The following is an 18,624-nucleotide window of genomic DNA, read 5'->3' on the forward strand; positions in this document are numbered from 1 at the left end:
CTGTCACGCGCGCCCTTCATATGCCCTCTGTCATAATGTCTCTTGTCTGCATGTGATGACCAACCTGCATACAGCTTGAATTGTCTATTGAGCGCCATCCCATAAACAAAGAGCTGGATTGACCAGCCCCTTTGTGTGCACCTCATCTCGCTGCCGGATGCCGGGATCAGAAGCGGTAGAGCAGGCCCGTGGTGATGCTGGTGGCGCGAATATCGTAAAAGTCGATCCCGGAGTTTGCCGTGGCGTAGCTGGCGCTCAGGAGTGCAGAGAGCGGCGCAATGCCAAACAGCTGGTGCCAGAAGAGGGTGGCATCGATGGCCATGTCGCGGCTGTCGGCACGCTGGCCAAACAGCGGGTTGGCCTCGTCATAGTCGCGCTTGCCCAGATAGAGGTTGCTGACAAATGACCAGCGGGGCGAGGTTTTGGCGTACGTGAGCTGCAACCCCTTGCTCACATAAGACTCGGCACTGCCCGCCAGATCAGCCTTCTCATAGCGCACTGCTGGCTCGAGGAACTGATCGTCTGCCAGCCGGAACTGGTAGGAGAGCTCGGCGAAGTTGACCCGGCCATTACGATCCAGCATCCCCATCACAGCGCGACCATATTGCTCGCCGCTGGACTCCCCATCCACCTTGACGTCGCGGCTGGTGACACTGCCACTGAACGCGCTGCCCCAGATGTTGTCCCACGCCAGACGGGCGCCGTGGGAGCGCACGTCACTCTGCTCGCGTTCCACCCCCACCGCAAAGGGATCGCGCCACACCTTGGCCGGGGTGGCATTGAACACCAGCGAACCGGTCACGATCCCCTTGTCCCCCAGTTGCTGGCGCAGCCCGAACTGCTGGGTACCGTCGCCACGAATGGCATCCTGAATGAGGTTGCCCAGAAACAGCTGGCTACCGGTGGAGGCAAAGGTGTAGCGCAGATCCCCGTTGATCACCGGATCAAGGTGGCGCTGCTGCGCCGCAGCACCCAAAGCGTCAATACGCTCGCTACCTGCACTCCCCGTGGCAAAATTGGACTTGGTCTCGCCAACGCTGGCCCCCGCCAGCACACTGCCGGAAAAACCAGACTCCCCGGGAATTGCCCCCAGCTCTTGTCCCTGAACCCCGCTTGCAACCAGCATCCCCATACTCAACAGCAGACCAATACGCATCGCAACACTCCTGGCAAGCGGCCACAAGAGTGGGCCGAGCCTGATAAATAGGAGGGAGGCAGTCGCCCCCCTGAATTGAGAAGCGGCATGTTACGGCAGGGAAAAATCACAAATAAGACAGCTGGATGCGGTTTTATTTTTTATGATGGCTTTTTATTTTTTTATAAGCGCAAGCAGGGGGCGACCCGGCATAATGAGCCCCCACAGCCTTGCAACGCTGCGGGCTGCTCGCGCCATACTCACTTTCCCAACATCGGAGTTCTCATGCGTCGATTCAATTTCATGCTCAATGGCAGCAGATTGATGATGTTCCCCTTCTACATTGGCATTCTCATCTGCGTGGTATTGCTGATGGTGAAGTTTGCCATGCAGCTCTATCAGCTTTCTGTAAACATTTTCGAGATCCCCTATCTGGATCTCATTACCGGCGTGCTGACTCTGGTGGACTTTATACTGGTGGCCCAGATGCTGATCCTGGTCGCCATCTGTGGCTATGTGCAATTTATCCAGACGGAAGAGCAGCGCGCCTCCCTTAGCAGCAACTGGCTTAGCAAGATCAACTTTGCCTCCCTCAAGCTCATCGTCATCAACTCGCTGGTGACTATTGCCGGAGTAGAGGTGCTCAAGGCGTTTCTCGAAGATGGCATCATCAATGAAGTCGATATGAAGTGGTCCGTGGTGGTGTTTCTCGCCTTCTCGCTGGCCGCGCTCATCTATGCGGTGACCGAGCGGATGGCGGAGCATAAATAGTCGAGTTTGATCACTGTGCTTGTTCAGCCTTGATTCACCAGCAATACAATTGATAACACTTTTCATTACTCTTACTGCGTTATAAACTTGCTCCCTCCGGGCTGCCCCGCCCGGGTGCTGGAGCCTTTATGACAAGCCTTTCTCTCTCACCCCGACAATTCTGGCAATGGCTGGCCTACCACCATCAGGCCGCCGAGGGCACCCTCTATCTGATGTTCTTCTCCGGCCTGCTGCTGTGGGAGCCGCTGACTCCGCTCTGGTCGCTGGCACGCTGGAATCTGTTTTTCCATGTGATGCTCTCGCTCACCCTGTTCCCGCTGCTGTTTGGCGCCTTCTGGCTCTCCCATCGCAGCTTGTTGAACCGCAGCAACAAACCTTTTTTGCGCACCACGGGGCGGATTATCGAAGCCCTGCTGCTGATCTGTCTGGCCAGCGGCCTGCTGCTGGTGCTGCACGGCACTCCGGGCGATGCCACGGGCAACCTCGCCAGCTGGGCCCACTGGCTGAGCGCATTGGCGTTAACTCCTCTGGTGCTGCGCCACGCCTGGCGCTGGACCATCTTGAAATGGCGCTCCTGATCCCATGTTGAAGTCATCGTTCTCTGCATATTTGTCACCCCTGCTGGCCCTCCTCCTGCTGCTGGCCAGCCCCTTTGCGTTGGCCCAACAGATGGGTTCAGGGATGCTTGCCTATGAGGAGGGAAGCGCCCCGCGCCTCGTCACCGCCAACCTGAGCGCAGGTTCCGTCACCCTGCTTGAGCGCGATAGCGGCAAGCGGCTCAAAGAGGTGCAGCTGGGGGGCGATCTGCGCCAGCTGGCCCGCGCCGATGATGGCACCCTGCTGGTCACCGACTACAGCGGCGATCGCCTGCTGCTGCTGGATGATGATCTCGATCTGGAAAAGACGATCCCCACCGGCCACCGCCCCTATGGGGTCATCTTCGATGCCAAGCGGCAGTGGTTCTGGGTCACGCTGTTCGAATCCGCTCGCCTGCAAGCCTACGACACCGCGGGCAACCTCCAGCTGGATGCAGAAACCGCCGAGACCCCGCGCGGGCTGGCCCTGACCGACGATGATCGCCTGCTGCTCACCCACGCCATGACAGGCCAGCTCGCCATCTATGATCTCGCCAAGCTTAGCCACGGCGCCAAGGGATCTTCGCTTCCCAAGCCCAAACTCATTACCTTGGCCGAGACCCATAGCGACACGCCGAGCGACTCCCAGGGCTTGCCGCGCCTGCTCGACGGCATCGCCCTCTCCCCCGATGGCAGCGAGGCCTGGCTGCCCCATGTGCTGTGGAGTTTCGACCACCCCTTCCAGTTTCAGAGCACCGTCTTTCCGGCGGTCTCCATCATCGATCTGGATGAGGAGAAAGAGCGGGTCGATGAAAGAAAACAGCTCTTTTTGCAGATCAACCTGCCAAGCGTCGGCAACCGCAGCCAGATCGTCTCCAACCCGTTCGCAGCACGCTTCGCCACCGACGGCAAGCGGGTCTATCTGACCCTGGCTGGCTCGGAAGATCTGCTGGTGTTTGACCTCTCCCGCAGCGGCAAGTCCAACAACAACCGTCACCGCCGCAAGAAGTTTCAGGGGGGCGCCAAGGCGACCCAGCTCTTGCGTCACCTGCCGGGCCAGAATCCGCGGGATCTGCTGATCGACGGTGACCATATTCTGGTGCACAACGCCATGGGGCAGGATCTCACCCGCCTCAATAGCGGCGGCAGCGGCCCGTTTTCCCGAGTCACGGTCGATGTGCCCCACTTCGCCAAGCTGGTAGAGACAGATCCGCGCCCCGAGCCGCTTCAGCGCGGCGAGCGGCTGTTCCATCTTGGTAACACGCTTGGCAACAACGGCGCCAACTCACGCTTCCCCATGGCGGGAGACAACTGGATGAGCTGCAACTCCTGCCATCTGGACGGGTTCAACTTCACCAACCGCTATCTGATGGCGGCCCATCGCCAGCAGAGCGGCGACAACGCCATCAACGGCCACGCCAACCTCACCAACATGGTGGCGGGGGATTTTGTCGGCGAATACCTGCGCATGACCCAGCAGACCCAGGGCGGCATGGGCCATGACACCCGCGATGGGGCCGAGGCAGTTGACCCCGCCAAGCCCCAGCCCGAGGTGAAGGCGATGATGGAAGATCTGCACGCCTTCGTCACCGCCGATGGCAACCTCCCCTATCTCGCCAACTGGCTGCGACTCGATGCCCCGCGCACGGATCCCGCCAAGGCGCCGACCACTCATCCCAAGGAGTGGCTCAACTCCGCCTCCTGCCAGAACTGCCACAGCCAAGCGTTCAAGGATTGGAGCGAGAGCAACCACCGACTGATGGGCAACTCCCACCCCTACTACAAGGTGGTGCAGGCGCTGGCCCGCGAAACCGAAGGGGAAGCGTTTGGCCAGTGGTGTCAGGGCTGCCATATGCCCCAGCAGGTGATGACCGGCCAGCTGGATCTGCCCAAGGGCTCCCATATGTTCGAGCAGGGTGGCGCCTCGCTGATTGCCGCCCATAAGGCGGGCGAACCTGTGGTTGAGGAAGGGACCGGCTGCGTGCTCTGCCATCGCATCACCAAAGTGGAAGACGCGGGCGGCAACAGCGCCTTTACCGTGAATTTGAAAGACCGCGAGAGCTATGTGTTCGAGGATGCCGCCGGTGGCAGCCTTAAGCACTGGCTGGCCGAGCGGCAGATCAACGCCCGTCCGGCGGCCCACAAAGCCTCCTATCAGAAGGATTTCTACCGCGACGCGGCCCTGTGCAAGTCGTGCCACAACGAGTTTGCCCCGGGCACCGGCGCCAATATCGTCAACACCTGGGACGAGTGGGAAAAATCCAGCTTCGCCAAGGCCAAGGATCCCGCCAAGCGGCGCACCTGCATCGACTGCCATATGAACCCGGAGCCGGGTAACGGCGGCGCACCGGTGGCGGGCAAGTCCACCGAAAACGGCACCATGAAAGCGCGGCTCTATCGCCACAACTTTACCGGCGGCCAGCACCAGCTGGTGGGGCTGCGCAATCCTGCACTTGAACAGGAGAGTCTGGCCCTGCTGCGCTCCAGCGCTACCCTCTCCGCCCGTATCGAACAGGCTGCCGATAGCCAGCAGTTGGTGGTGCGGGTCGCCAATACCGGCGCAGGCCATGCCCTGCCCACCGGGGTAGCCGATTTTCGTGAACTCTGGCTGGAGCTGACCGTCACAGACGCCAGCGGCAAGGTGGTGCTTGCCAGTGGCCAGCCGGTGGATGGTGCCGTCCCTGAGGATGCGCGACTGTTTCGCAAAGTATTCGGCGATGCCGAGGGCAAGCCGGTGGGGCTCAAGTTCTGGCGCTACGCCAAACTGCTGGAAGATACCCGCATTCCGGCCGATGGCTGGCGCGATGAAGTCTGGTCGCTGCCCGCAGAAGCCCAAGGGCCCTTCAAGGCCGATATCAAACTCAATTTCCGCACCTACCCCAAGTGGGTCAATGATGCGGTGCGCACCGCCGAGCCAAGCTTGCCGGAGCCACCCATAGTGCAGCTAAATCGGTTGCAACTTACCCTGCAGCCTCTCCCCGTCACGCCCGCTACGGAGCCTCAATCCTGATGTTTGCAAGTTTTCTCATTACCCTGCGCGAGGGGCTGGAAGCCTTCCTGCTGGTCGGCATCTGCCTCTCCTACCTCGCCAAGCTGGGGGCGAGCCGCTACAACAAGTTCATCTATCTGGGGGTGGGGCTCGGCCTTATCGCCTCTCTTGTCGTCGCCTTCCTGTTCCAGGTGGTGGTGAGCCAGTTCGAGAGTGAGCGTTACAACCACCTCTTGATGGCGGGGATCCTGATGTTTGCCACTCTGGTGCTCACCTATATGGCGATCTGGATGCAAAAACAGGCCAAATCTCAGGTGGGAGCCATGACGGCACGCATCGATGCGGCCATCGATGGCGGCAACCTGTTTGGTCTGGTGCTGCTCGCCTTTCTGGCGGTGATGCGCGAAGGGTTTGAAACCGTGCTCTTCTTCTCCGCCCTGCTCTACTCCGGTCAAGGGGTGGATCTGCAATCCGGCCTGATGGGCGCGCTGGCGGGGCTGCTGGTCTCCATCGCGCTGGTGTGGGGGCTGCTGCGCTCCACCCGCAAGGTGGCGCTGGCCCCCTTCTTCCGCTGGACCGGCCTGCTCATCATCATCATCGCCGCAGGCTTGCTCTCGTCCGCCGTCAACATGTTGCAAGCGGCAGACATCATCACCTTCTGGACCACGCCGGTGTTCGACATCAGCCACATTCTCGACGATCAGGGGGTATTTGGTACCTTCCTGCGCGCCCTGTTTGGCTACAATGCCTCACCCGCTGGCTTGCAGCTGCTGACCTGGGCCCTCTATCTGGCGATCTTCGTTACCCTCTGGCAGCGCAGCTATCGCCCTAAGGTGAACGTCGCGACTGGCAAGGGCTGAGCCAACTCGCCCTGTGGCAACAAGGCCACGGGGTAACAACACTATTCGGGAGCCGCGCCTTGGCGCGGTTCCCTTATCTATCAAGCAGTTTCGGAATAGGTCATGAGCGATAACAACAAGAAAAGCATTGCGGTGCTGGGCGCCGGCCCCGCCGGTTTAATGGCTGCCTGGCGCCTGCGCCGCGCCGGTTTTGCAGTCACCCTGTTCGAGCAGGAGCCGGTGGTCGGCGGCATGTGCGCCACCCAGACCTTCAAGGGGCGCGATGGAGAGTATCGCTTTGACTACGGCGGTCACCGCTTTATCACCAAAAACCCCGAGCTGCTCGCCTTTATCGACGAGCTGATGGGGGATGACCTGCTCCACGCCGAGCGCAAGAGCGTGATCCGCTTTGGCGGACGCACCTATGACTACCCCTTGAACCTGCCCAACCTGCTCAAGACGGCGCCGCTGGCCCTGATGGCCGGTGCGGTAAAAGACTTGCTGCTGTTGCCCTTTAGCAAGAAGCCGGATGATTTTGCCAAGGCGAGCTTTGCCGAGTGGATCCAGAGTCACTTTGGCCGCACCCTCTACCGTCAGTTTTTCGAGGGCTACACCGGCAAGCTGTGGGGCATCAACCCGGACAAGCTCTCCGCCGACTGGGCCGGTCAGCGCATCAGCCTCATCGATCTCAAAGACGTGGCGCGCCGCCTGCTGCCAAGACGCAACGGCAGTATCTCGGTGCGCACCTATGCCCGCAAATATCGCTACCCCAAATATGGCTTCGGCCAGATCTTCACCACTCTGGGGGAGCGGCTGGTTGCCGAGGGCGTTGAGCTCAAAACCGGCGCCACCATCACCCGCCTTGAGCAGGCTGATGGCCGCATCGAACGGGTGTATTGGAGACAAGATAACGTTGAGCAGAGCGAGAACTTTGATCAGGTGATCTCTACCCTGCCGCTGCCGCTCACCTGCCAGCATCTGGGCTTGCCGTGCGATCTGCATTACCGCTCGCTTCGCTTCGTCAATATGCCGCTCAAACAGGAGAACCTGTCGGACAACACCTGGCAGTACCTCTCCGACCCCCATATTCTGGCGACCCGCCTGCAGGAGCCGCGCCGCCGTAGCCCCTTTATGGCACCCCAGGGCCAGACCTCGGTGATGCTGGAGATCCCCTGCAATCCGGGGGATGCCACCTGGCAGGCGCCGCTCTCTGATCTGCGCGGTCGGGTTACCGCCGATCTCGCGAGTCTCGGTGTCGATACCGCCAAGCTTGGCGATGAAACTTTTGAAGCGCGTAGCGAATACGCCTATCCGCTGATGGATCTCGGCTATCAGGCACGCCGCAACGAAGCCATCAAGGCGCTGATGCCGATAGGCAACCTCATCATGACCGGCCGTCAGGGGACATTCCGCTACATCTTCACCGACACCGCCATGGAGATGGGGATGATGGCCGCTGACATGGTGATCGACGGGGTGGACAGACGCCACGCCATCTTTAACCATCGCAACGAAAACACAGTGATCGAAACCCAGAGCGTGGCGTGAGGCTTGTCGGTGTCCAACAGGTAGACAGACGCCGCAACACCTTTAACCATCGCAACGAAAACACCGTGATTGAAACCCAGAGCGTGGCCTGATGGCCGCGCCATTGGCATAAGTAAGGAGAACAGGATGACCATCCGCCCGGGTTTACTCGCCCTCACCCTGCTGCTGGCCCTGAGCGGGCAGGCGCAGGCTTACTCCTACGCCGCCGCCGGCAAGGAGCCGCTGATCGACGCCCGCGAAGCGCTGCTTGGCGCCGCCACTGGCGGCAAGGATGCCAGCGCCACCTTGAGCGAGATTGCCGACGAACTGACCTATCTGGAACAGCACCACAAGGTGGAGCTGCAAGGGCCGCTGGCCGCCGCCATCAAGGCCAAAGATGCCGCAGCCACCGCCGCCCTGCTCAACCGTGCCTACAAGGCGGAGATTGAGCGCCGCCTCGAAGGGGCCAGCCAGAATCTTGGCGACTACCAGACCGCCAAGGTGCTGGTGGTCAAGAGCAAGCGCTTCCTCGATCTGATCCTCCCATCCCTTAGCGAGGGGGATCGCAAGGCGGCCGAACAGGCGCTGGCCAAGGTGCTGGATGCCATCGGCAACCCGGGGGTATTCGGGGTGGGCGCCAAGCCCGCCGACGCCGCCGCCTTTGCCGCAGCGGAAAAAGCGCTGATGGCCGTGCTGGCGCCGCTTTGATGGCAACCTGCCAATCATTGCGCCACCTCGCTGTGACAAACGGTGGGTTTCGCTGCGCCCTACCCACCCTACGCACGGCCTGCCGATAAATGCACCCGGACGCCGGTTTGCCCCCTTCGCCCCTGGCGGGAGAAGGGCTGGGGATGAGGGGGAAGGCAACGTATCGGCGTTGGACTTCCCCCTGCTCAATCACCATTTGGCTGCTTGCCCTGCTGCAACTAGCTTGGCTAAGCTGGCTGCTAGCCTTCCCGGTGTCCCTCGATTCCGACGATGCCCTCAATTTTGCCCACGGGGTGACGCGCTTTAGCGTGCTGGAGTTCTCCCCTCACTTTCCCGGCTACCCCGCCTTTATCTGGCTGGCGCGGTTGATCAATCTGGCGGTGGACGATCCAGCCCGCGCGGTGCAGTGGGCAAGTCTGCTCGGTAGCAGTTTGCTGGCGCCGCTCGCCGCCTTGTTGGCGGTGAAGCTGTGGCAACGGCCAAGCCTGCTGGCGCCGGTTTGGTTGCTGGTGCTGGCCCTGCCGCTCACCCCGACGCTGGCGCTCTCCGGCCTTTCGGACGGGCCGGCACTCGCCACCTGGCTCGGGACGCTGCTGGCCTTGCAGCAACGCAGAATTGCGCTGGCGGGCCTCATGCTGGGCCTTATGCTGGCGCTGCGCCCCTCCTATTTTGTGCTGGCGTTGCTGCCGCTTTGGCTGGGGATGGCACAAAAGGGTCAGCGACTTAACTTTCTGCTCCCGATTATTCTGGTGGGGTTAGCCTGCCTGCTGTTTGTCTGGCAGGCCGATGGCTGGGCCTATTTCAGCGAGGGACGCCGCTTTACCGACGGCCACTTTACCCTGTGGGGCAACACGGCAGCGGCTCACGGCGATCGGCTGCTGAGCTGGGCGAGCACCTTCAACGATCAGCTCACCCCGCTTTGGCCCTTGGCTGTTGGGGCGCTGCTGGTGCTGCCGCTTTGGCAAAGATCAAAAAACCACCCTGCCGCCCTCCCCCCGCTCTGGACGCTCTACTGGCTCGCCCTGCTGCTCTGGACCCTGTTTGGCCAGAACCCTGACAATCCCCGCCATCTGGCCCCCATCACCCTGCTCGGTATTGTGCTACTGGCAGGCTGGCTGCCATGCCGTGGCGAGTGGGTGGTCGCGGTGGCCGGATTGCTGCTCCTAGCGGCGACCTTCACCCTGCCCCGTCCGCCCGCCATGGTGCAGGCGGCAAAACTGGCAGAAAAAGCGTGCCCGACACTGGTGACCCAGTGGGGGGTAAGATTGCTGCGGGAGACCACGGCACTGCCGGTGACCGATGGCTGGTACAAGGGAGATGCGGCGCTGGCGCTCTCTCAAGGAGCCTGCCGTCTCAGTCGCCGCCCCATCGCCGCGAGCGAAATGCCCACTGCGGTGCGCCAGCACTGGTTTGCCCCACGCTTTGCCGCCGAGCCCGGCCTCTGGCTCGCCATTCCCTCGCTGCAGACACCCCATAGGGAAAGTGACAAGAAGCACAGAAAAAGCACAAAAATCAGCCATGACAACTAAAAAAGAGGGGAACAACTCGGGTACACTCACTGCGCATCCATAACAGACGAGTCTCCTTATGCGTGTAACCAGAGAGTGGCTGTGGGTTTTGTCGGTGCTGACCGGGGCCTGTGCCCTCCTGTTGCAGCCATTCTGGCTACGTGGCGGCAGTCAGGGCCATGATCTGTTTCACCACCTGCTCTCCGGTCACTTCTTTGCCGTGCAACTGTGGCAAGGTGAGCTCTATCCGCGCTGGTTGATGGAGATGAACGGCGCCTTCGGCAGCCCAGTCTTTTTCTTCTATCCCCCCCTGCCCTACTATGTGAGCGCCCTGTTCGCCGGCCCCACCCCACTGGCCCACGAGGCGATGACGCCGCTGCTCTGGAGCAGCAGCGTGGCACTCTGGCTCTCCGGCCTGTTTGCCTATCTCTGGTTGCGCCCCTTTGCCGGCCACGGGCGGGCGCTGTCGGCCAGTCTGCTCTATATGGCGCTGCCCTATCATCTGGCCATCGATATCTACGCCCGCTTTGCCCTGGCGGAGAGCTGGGCCTTCGTCTGGGCGCCGCTGGCACTGCTGGCGCAGGATCGCCTCTGCCGCGGCGCCCCCTTTGCGCTACTGCTGCTCGCACTGGCCGTCTCCATGCTGACGCTTTCCCATCTACCAAGCACCCTGCTCATTCTGGGCTTGCTCACCCTGCGCAGCCTGCTGCTAGTCTGGCGCTACAAGGGGAGCACAGCGCTTGTCAGTGTCCCTGTCACCGCCTCCCCGCTTATCGGCACCCTGCTGGGCCAGCTCTGGGGGTTGGCGATGGCCAGCCTGTTGCTGCTGCCCGCCCTGTTGGATCAGGGGGGGATCTCCATGGAGCAGATGCGCACCGGCATGTTCGAATTTCAGCGCAACTTTCTCGATCGTTTGCCCCAAAGCCGTGATGACTGGCGCTTTCGCGGCCATCTCGCCTGGCTGACGCTGCTCACCCTGGCTCTGCTGTTGGTAGCTTGGGCTGCCGCCCGCGAGCCGCGCCATCCCGAGTTGCTGCTCTGGGGGGTCATTGGCACCCTGAGCTTTCTGATGATGCTGCCACCAAGCGAGCCCCTGTGGCGCCTGCTCACTCCGTTGCAACTGGTGCAATTTCCCTGGCGCCTCAATCTGCTGCTGGTCATCGCTACCGTCGCCGTGGTGGCGCTGGGTACCCCCACCTATCGCCCGTGGCAGTGGGTCTGGTGGCTACTGCTTGCCCTCACCCTGCTCTCGCAGGGACTCTATGTACGCGAGGCGCCGCTCACCCAGGCTCCCGTAAAGAGTCAGCTCGACGGGGAGTTCGATAGCAAGCGCAGCGCCCGCGAATACCGTCCAAAGCAGGTGCCACGCGGCATGTTTGCCCCCACCCTGCTGGCCTGGAAAGAGGAATTCCAGCCCGCCATCACCAGCGACCATCAGGGGGTGAACTGGCAGATCCAGCGCTGGCAGCCTCGTCATATCGAATTGACGGTGGATGCCCCGGCGCCCGCCAAACTGATCCTGCACCAGTTTGATTACCCAGGCTGGCAGGCAAGGCTCGACCAGCGCCTGCCGCTGAGCGTCAGCAGCACCCGCAACGGCCTGGTGCAGGTCTGGGTGCCTGCCGGACAACACAGCCTCACCTTTACCCTCACAGCCCGCTGGCCGGAGCGGCTCGGGTACGCCATCTCGTCGCTGGCCTGGCTGCTCTGGCTGGGGGGAGTGATCCGCGCAGCGCGCCCGCGTGACCGCAAGCGTGCACCCCAAGGTGGCTGAGCCGCCGGGCACCTCCCCCTTTTGAGGGGGCAGGAACGTCATGCCGAGCGGGGGCAAACCTGATAGACTCGCCCTTCTCCCTTTTTCAACCAAGGTTCACCAGCGGATACCCTATGCCCCAATCGCCAACAGCTCAGGCTGCCGCCCTCTCCCCCCGCTTCCTGTTTATCCTGCTCGGCGCTCTGGCGGGTCTGACCCCGCTGGCGGTGGATATGTATCTGCCGGCCATTCCGGCCATTGCCCGGGATCTGGCCACCAGCATCGATGGTGCCCAGCTCACCATCAGCGCCTTTCTGGGCGGCTTTGCCATCGGCCAGCTCTTCTACGGCCCGCTCGCCGACAGCTATGGCCGCAAGCCGGTGATCCTGGCGGGGCTGGTGATGTTTGCCATCGCCTCGGTGGGTTGCGCCATGGCGGACTCTCTGCCTGAATTGCTGGCCTATCGGATGTTGCAGGCGGCGGGCGGCGCGGCGGGCTCTGTGGTGGTCAATGCTCTGCTGCGCGACCTGTTCGAGAAGGATGCGTTTTCCCGCGCCATGTCGTTCGTCATTCTGGTGATGACGCTGGCGCCGCTGGTGGCCCCTGTGGTGGGGGGCTATATCAGTGCCCACGCCGACTGGCGGGTGATCTTCTGGCTGCTGGTGGGGATCAGCCTGCTGATCTGTCTGGTGATGCAGTGGAAAATTCAGGAGACCCTGAAACCGGAGCACCGTCAGCCGCTCAAGATCGGCCAGATCCTCAAGAACTACTGGGGGGTACTCTCCCATCGCGGCGCCATGGGTTATGTGCTGTGCGGCTCCCTCTCCAGCTCCGGCATGTTCGCCTTCTTAAGTGGCTCCCCTTACGTCTATATCGAGTATTTCAAGGTGCCGACCGAGCACTACGGCTGGCTGTTTGGCCTCAATATTCTGCTGATGATGGTGGTCACCTTCGTCAATAGCCGACTGGTGAAAGGGGTGGGCGCCGAGCGGATGCTGCAATACGGCCTGCTGGTGCTGCCCTGCGCGGGCGCCCTGCTGGTCTACAACGCCTGGAGCCAGACCGGCGGCCTGTGGGGCATCGTCATTCCGGTGGTACTGTTTGTCGGCCATATCAGTCTGGTGGGCGCCAACGCCATGACCGGCCTGATGGGCCACTTCCCGCAATCTGCGGGCACCGCCTCGGCACTGGCGGGCACCCTGCGCTTTGGCATCGGCGCCCTGGTCGGCATTCTGGTCAACCTCAATCCGCCCCACTCGCCGCTGCCGATGGCCATCGCCATCGCCTGCTGCGGCGTGGGCTCCACCCTGAGTTACTGGCTGCTGACCGGCAAGCGAGGCGATTGATCCCCCTCCCTCCTGTCAGGAAAACGAAAGAGGCTTCCGTCAACGGAGGCCTCTTTTCGTACTGGTGGCCAGACGTTCAGAACTGGGCACTGTTGAGCCAGAGGTGCGCCCCTATGCTCACCAGATAACCGAGCAAGATGGCAGGCAGCCACTTCAGGTGGCCAAAAAAGGTATACATGCCGTGGGCCTGTCCCATCAGGGCCACCCCGGCCGCAGAGCCGATGGAGAGCAGGCTGCCGCCCACCCCGGCGGTCAGGGTCACCAGCAGCCACTGCCCCAGCGCCATATCCGGGTTCATCGACAACACGGCAAACATCACGGGAATGTTGTCGATAACGGAGGACAAGACCCCGATGAAGATGTTGGCCATGGTGGGATCCCCAGCGTCATACAACCAGTGTGATACCAGCTCCAGATAGCCCATAAAGCCCAGCCCACCGACACACATCACCACCCCGTAGAAGAAGAGCAAGGTATCCCACTCCGCCTTGGCCACCTTGTTGAACACGTCAAATGGCACCACAGAACCCAGACTGCGCAACCGTACCTCATCGCCATTGCGTTCATAGAGCGCACGCTTGCGGGCAAGGGATCGCGGCAGCGACTTGCGCAAATAGAAGCCGAAAAACTGCAGATAACCGAGCCCCAACATCATGCCCAGTACGGGTGGCAGATGGAGGAAACTGTGGCATAGCACCGCCGTGATGATGGTCAGCAAGAACAGCGCGACGATGCGGCGGGCCCCCCGCTTGAGATCGACCACCTCGTTATCAGCCTCCGGCACATGGCGCGGCACCATCAGGCTCATCAGGATGGCCGGGACCAGAAAATTGAGCAGAGAGGGAATAAGCAGGGTGAAGAACTGGCCAAATTGCACCTTGCCCGCCTGCCACACCATCAGGGTGGTGATATCGCCAAAGGGACTGAACGCCCCTCCGGCATTGGCGGCGATCACTATGTTGATGCAGGCAAGATTGACAAAACGCCGATCACCGTTGGCCACCTTCAACACCACGGCGCACATCAAGAGCGCAGTGGTCAGGTTGTCTGCCACCGGCGAAATACAGAAGGCAAGCCCGCCGGTCAACCAGAACAGGGTGCGCAAGTGAAAGCCGGATCGTACCAGCCAGGCGCGCAGGGCATCGAACAGCCGCCGATCCTCCATGGCGTTGATATAGGTCATCGCCACCAGCAGGAACAGCATCAGCTCGGCATATTCCAGCAGGGTATGGCGAAATGCCTGCTCGGCGACAGGGCTTATCCCCTGCTGTGCATAGGCGATACCGATCAGGATCCAGATCACCCCGGCGGCCACCAGCACGGGTTTGGACTTGCGCAGTTGCAGATACTCTTCAGCCATCACCAGGGCGTAAGCCAACACAAACAATCCGACACAAAAAAGTCCGATTGAGGAGGATGTCAACAGAACAGGGCCACTACTGGCATGGGCGGGAGGGATAAACAGGGACAGCAGCAAAATAACAGGGGTGAGCGCAGACATGGTCTCTTCCTTTTAGAACCATCTGGCAATGATGCTAGCACCTGGATGAAAAGAAAAATTCATCCAGGTCAATTAACGCTTAATTGGTTTGCTGTCGAAACGCGGGATTATTTCTTGCCGAAACCCGACTGCTTGAGGGTATAGCCTGCGCTGTTTTGCCAGGCATCCAGACCGCTGCGGTTATTGCCCGCCACCAGACTGGCGGCCAGACTCGGGCTGTTGAACAGCTGATCGGCGGTAAAGACAAAGCCGCCCTGACTGCGGGGCACTATGACCCCCTTTTCCAGCAGTTCGTGACGCAGCTCGATCACCGCTTCACGCAAAGAGGCGGCATCCTCGCCATTGGCGGTGGAACCGGCCAGCACCATAAAGCCCGGATTTTGCCGCTTGCCCACCGGATAACCGTGGGCCTCGGCCCCTTTGCCGTTGAAGTGGTAGAGCTCGCGCTCCCCCGGCCGGTTGTCGGAGAGTGCCTTTTGCAGGGTCATCAGCTCGTTGTAGATCTCGATGGGGACGACGGCAGCCTGCTTGTTGCCCTTGCTATCGATGATAAAACTGACTTGCTTGTGTAACATCCTTGCTCATCCTGTGACCCATGGAAGCCCCTATTCTAACCACCTCGGGCAAGCGGGATCCAGCGAGGATCCACTGCTCTTTTGCCGCCTTGATCACTAACTGGCACTCTTGATCAACCGTAAGGGGTGTTGATCAATGCTGGCCGTGCTAGCGTACCAAGCATGATGAAAGCCATTGACCATCAAACGGTTATCCCATGCTGACCCTGCGCAACCTCTGCAAGAGCTTCGATAACGGCAGTGAACGACTGCCGCTGTTCCACCATCTCGATCTCGCCCTCCCCGCTGGCGAGATCACCCTGCTGCTGGGCCAAAGCGGCTGCGGCAAGTCGACCCTGCTCAATCTGATCGCCGGGCTGATTGCACCGGACGAGGGGGAGATCTGGCTGGGGGAGACCCGGATCGACACCCGATCTCCCGACGAGCGGGCGCGCCTGCGGGGCCGCCATTTCGGTATCGTCTATCAGGATTTCAACCTGCTGCCGACCCTCAACGTGGTCGAGAATCTGGCCCTGCCGCTGGCCATCAACGGGCTGCCACCGGATGAGACAAGGATTGACCAGTTGCTGCACCGGCTCGATATGAGCCACAAGCGCCATGCCTGGCCAGAGCAGCTCTCCGGCGGCCAGCGACAGCGGGTGGCGCTGGCCCGCGCCCTGATCCATCAGCCCCAGTGGCTGCTCGCCGACGAACCCACCGGCAGCCTCGATGAGCACAATGCCGAACAGGTGATGGCGCTGATGGTGGCAGCGGTGCGCGATACCGGCGCAGGCTTGCTGCTGGTGAGCCACAACCCCGCTTATGCTGCGCTGGCCGACAGGGTGCAGCGCCTCGAAGGGGGGCAACTTATCGAGCTCAAGGGGCCACGTCATGACTAGGCAGCGACTGCGCCAGCCGGAGACACGCTGATGCTGCCACTCAAAGCGCTGCTGCGCCTCTATCGCAGCCACCCCTGGTTGCTGCTGATGAGTCTGGCCGGGCTGGTATTGGGGGTGTCGCTGGTGGTGGCCATCGAGCTGCTCAATCACAGTGCCCGCACCAACTTCGTCGCCGCCCGCAGCCAGCTGGCGGGGGAAGCCAACTACCGGCTGGCCCCTGCTGGCGGGATGGATGAGCAGCTTTACGTGCAGCTGGTGACCAGCCAGCCCGCCCTCGATGCCATGCCCCAACTCCATGGCTGGCTCAAGGATGAAGAGGGGCGCAGCTTTCAACTGCTGGGAATGGATCTCTTCAACCCCGGCCCCCTGCGCCAGCTGTTTGGCGCCCGGCCTGATAGCGACCCCGCCTTCTCCTTAAATCGTGCCGACAGCGTCTGGCTGGCGGCCCCCGAGGCAGATCGACTTGGCTGGCAAGCGGGTCAGAGCCGACGCTTTGTCTTGGGCGGCAGTGATGGCGCAAGCGCCCGCCCCCTGACCCTGATGCTGGCGGGCACGTTTGAACCGGGCGCCGTGCCCATGGAGCGACTGCTGATAACCGACATCGGCCTCGCCCAACCGCTGCTGGATAAAGCGGGTCGGCTCGATCGCATCGTCTTCAAGCTAAGTGACGCTGAGGCTCGTACCCTGCAGGCCACTCTGCACACCCGTTACCCGAACCAGCCCTTGTGGCTTGAGCCCATCAGCCCGGCGCTCGATGCCAGCCAGCTTGGCGATGCGCTGGCCCTTAACCTGACGGCACTGTCATTGCTCGCCATGGCGGTGGGACTGTTTCTGGTGTTCAACGCCCAGCGATTTGTCCAGAGCGTGCGTCGCCCCCAGCTGGCCCAGTTGATCATTCTGGGAATGGGGCCAAGCCGGGTGCTGCGCTGGCTCATCCTGGAGCTACTTATTCTCGCCACCATCGGCACCCTGCTCGGGGTGCTGCTCGGCAGCCTGTTGGCGCTGGTGCTGATGGGGCAACTGACACAAGCGCTGGCCGATCTCTATGGGCCCAACCCCATCGATTTGTTGCGCCTCTCCCCTGTGAGCCTGCTCAAGGCGCTGTTGATCGGGCTGCTCGGCACACTGGCCGCCAACCTGCCCGGCTGGTGGCAACTGCTGCGCCAATCTCCCCTAGAACTGCGTGCTGGCAGCAGCCGTCCCCCCGCTCACCCGTGGCGACGGCGCGTGCTGGCCATCGCCATCTTGCTGCTGTGCGCTCTGTGCCTGTGGCTGCCGCAAACGGGTCTGACCGGCGCCCTCTTTATCGCCGGCGGCTGGCTGCTGGCCATGGCACTCTGGCTGCCCGATGCCCTGCGCGGCCTGCTTGGCTGGTTGCGACGGCGCGCGGGCGGCCCCCTCTCCGCCCGGCTCGGGGTGGCCGAGACCCTCTATCACCTCGATCGCACCGCCATCGCGGTGATGGCGTTACAGCTGGCCATCGCGGCGGCCATCGGCATCGGGGTCATGGTGTCGAGCTTTCGCTCCAGCGTGGAGATCTGGCTCGGCCAGCGTCTGGCCGCCGATCTCTATGTCACCGCCCCCAAGGGGGTGGCGGGCAACAAGGGCACCTTGAGCGACACAACCCTCAAGACCCTGCTCGCCAATCCGCTGGTGAGCGCCGCCTCGCGCCGCTCGGTGCACCCCGCCCGCTGGCAGGGGCAGCCCATCGAGTGGGCACAGATGGACTTTATCCCCCAGCTTAAAGCGGCCTATCCGCTGCTGGCCGGACGCTGGCCGACCCGTCCTGACGAGGTGCTGGCGAGCGAGCCGCTGACGGTGCGCCTCGGGGTCAAGGTGGGCCAGCAGTTGGCGATCAGCGGCGAGCAGGGGCCAAGGCAGTTCACCGTCACCGGCGTCTATCAGGACTATGGCAGCGACAAGGGACAGATCCTGCACGCCTTCGAAGGGGGCGCAGTGCAATCCCTCGCCCTCTTTAGCGACGACCCCGAACAGCTGGCCGACCGCCTGCGCGAGCGCTTTGGCGAGCAGCTCAATCTGCTCTCCGCCCCCGCCATTCACAGCGCGGCGCTCAAGGTGTTTGACCAGACCTTTGTGGTGACCGAGCTATTGAAACTGCTGATCTTGGGCATCGCCTTTGTCGGCATTGGCTCGGCCTTTATGGTGCTGGGGCTGGCACGCCGTGGCGAGCTGCAGACCTTGCAGAGTCTGGGCTTGAGCCCCCGCCACTGCCGCCAACTGCTGGTGTGGCAAGGGGCGGGATTGGGGCTGCTCACCGCCCTGCTGGCCCTGCCGGTGGGGTATGGCCTCGCCTGGGTGCTGATCGAGGTGGTCAACCCACGCGCCTTTGGCTGGCGCCTCGCCTTCGAGGCCGCCCCCCTTCATGCGGTCACCGCCCTGTTGCTGGCGCCGGTGTGCGGGGCACTGGCCTCCTGGTATGCGGCAAGGAGAGTGGTATGACATATCGGTTAGCGCACTGGCTCAGCCATAGCTTGAAGCTCCCATTAACCACGTCCCTC

Annotated in this window: 14 protein-coding genes; 11 read left to right on the forward strand and 3 right to left on the reverse strand. The window is 62.2% G+C overall.

Translation table 11 applies throughout. The annotated features are described in order from the left end of the window. Positions 1 to 166 precede the first annotated feature (166 nt). Positions 167 to 1,156 (reverse strand): DUF2860 family protein, encoded by a 990-nt coding sequence (locus tag ACTG2J_RS12585; protein WP_113739339.1) that lies wholly within the window; start codon positions 1,154 to 1,156, stop codon positions 167 to 169. A 264-nt stretch (positions 1,157 to 1,420) separates the two neighbouring features. Between ACTG2J_RS12585 and ACTG2J_RS12590 the strand changes: the two genes are divergently transcribed. From ACTG2J_RS12590 to ACTG2J_RS12630, 9 genes are all read left to right on the forward strand, one after another. Beyond that, positions 1,421 to 1,906, forward strand: coding sequence for a YqhA family protein (locus ACTG2J_RS12590; RefSeq protein WP_005333692.1), 486 nt, complete (start codon positions 1,421 to 1,423; stop codon positions 1,904 to 1,906). A gap of 128 nt (positions 1,907 to 2,034) precedes the next feature. Continuing rightward, the gene (locus tag ACTG2J_RS12595) at positions 2,035 to 2,484 is read left to right on the forward strand and encodes a hypothetical protein (protein WP_100653541.1); all 450 of its coding nucleotides are present in this window, start codon (positions 2,035 to 2,037) and stop codon (positions 2,482 to 2,484) included. 4 nt (positions 2,485 to 2,488) lie between these two features. Further along, entirely contained in the window at positions 2,489 to 5,491 is a 3,003-nt protein-coding gene (locus ACTG2J_RS12600) for a YncE family protein (protein ID WP_439997537.1), read from the forward strand. Further along, positions 5,491 to 6,330 (forward strand): FTR1 family protein, encoded by an 840-nt coding sequence (locus ACTG2J_RS12605; RefSeq protein ID WP_149152722.1) that lies wholly within the window; start codon positions 5,491 to 5,493, stop codon positions 6,328 to 6,330. Before ACTG2J_RS12600 ends, ACTG2J_RS12605 begins: the two co-directional genes overlap by 1 nt. A gap of 102 nt (positions 6,331 to 6,432) precedes the next feature. Then, on the forward strand, positions 6,433 to 7,857 hold the full coding sequence (locus tag ACTG2J_RS12610; RefSeq protein WP_439997538.1) for an NAD(P)/FAD-dependent oxidoreductase: 1,425 nt from the start codon (positions 6,433 to 6,435) through the stop codon (positions 7,855 to 7,857). A gap of 126 nt (positions 7,858 to 7,983) precedes the next feature. After that, positions 7,984 to 8,544 carry a hypothetical protein gene (locus ACTG2J_RS12615; RefSeq protein WP_439997539.1) on the forward strand — a complete coding sequence of 187 codons (561 nt, stop codon included), beginning with the start codon at positions 7,984 to 7,986 and terminating at the stop codon, positions 8,542 to 8,544. A 200-nt stretch (positions 8,545 to 8,744) separates the two neighbouring features. Beyond that, entirely contained in the window at positions 8,745 to 10,073 is a 1,329-nt protein-coding gene (locus ACTG2J_RS12620; RefSeq protein WP_439997914.1) for a hypothetical protein, read from the forward strand. Positions 10,074 to 10,131: 58 nt separating this feature from the next. After that, positions 10,132 to 11,826 (forward strand): hypothetical protein, encoded by a 1,695-nt coding sequence (locus tag ACTG2J_RS12625; protein WP_439997540.1) that lies wholly within the window; start codon positions 10,132 to 10,134, stop codon positions 11,824 to 11,826. A gap of 113 nt (positions 11,827 to 11,939) precedes the next feature. Further along, on the forward strand, positions 11,940 to 13,151 hold the full coding sequence (locus tag ACTG2J_RS12630) for a Bcr/CflA family multidrug efflux MFS transporter (protein WP_076491839.1): 1,212 nt from the start codon (positions 11,940 to 11,942) through the stop codon (positions 13,149 to 13,151). Positions 13,152 to 13,227: 76 nt separating this feature from the next. Here ACTG2J_RS12630 and nhaD read toward each other — a convergent pair whose 3' ends face one another. Continuing rightward, positions 13,228 to 14,652, reverse strand: coding sequence for a sodium:proton antiporter NhaD (gene nhaD, locus ACTG2J_RS12635; protein ID WP_439997541.1), 1,425 nt, complete (start codon positions 14,650 to 14,652; stop codon positions 13,228 to 13,230). Between the two features lie 107 nt (positions 14,653 to 14,759). After that, positions 14,760 to 15,227 (reverse strand): DUF4357 domain-containing protein, encoded by a 468-nt coding sequence (locus ACTG2J_RS12640; protein WP_005333716.1) that lies wholly within the window; start codon positions 15,225 to 15,227, stop codon positions 14,760 to 14,762. A gap of 197 nt (positions 15,228 to 15,424) precedes the next feature. Here ACTG2J_RS12640 and ACTG2J_RS12645 point away from each other — a divergent pair, with 197 nt between their 5' ends. Then, positions 15,425 to 16,105: an ABC transporter ATP-binding protein gene (locus ACTG2J_RS12645; RefSeq protein WP_439997542.1), complete on the forward strand. Its 681-nt coding sequence runs from the start codon at positions 15,425 to 15,427 to the stop codon at positions 16,103 to 16,105. A 30-nt stretch (positions 16,106 to 16,135) separates the two neighbouring features. Next, entirely contained in the window at positions 16,136 to 18,565 is a 2,430-nt protein-coding gene (locus tag ACTG2J_RS12650) for an FtsX-like permease family protein (RefSeq protein ID WP_439997543.1), read from the forward strand. Positions 18,566 to 18,624 lie beyond the last annotated feature (59 nt).

The sequence above is a fragment of the Aeromonas sp. 6P genome (genome assembly GCF_051919525.1).
GTDB classification, from domain to species: Bacteria; Pseudomonadota; Gammaproteobacteria; order Enterobacterales; family Aeromonadaceae; genus Aeromonas; species Aeromonas veronii.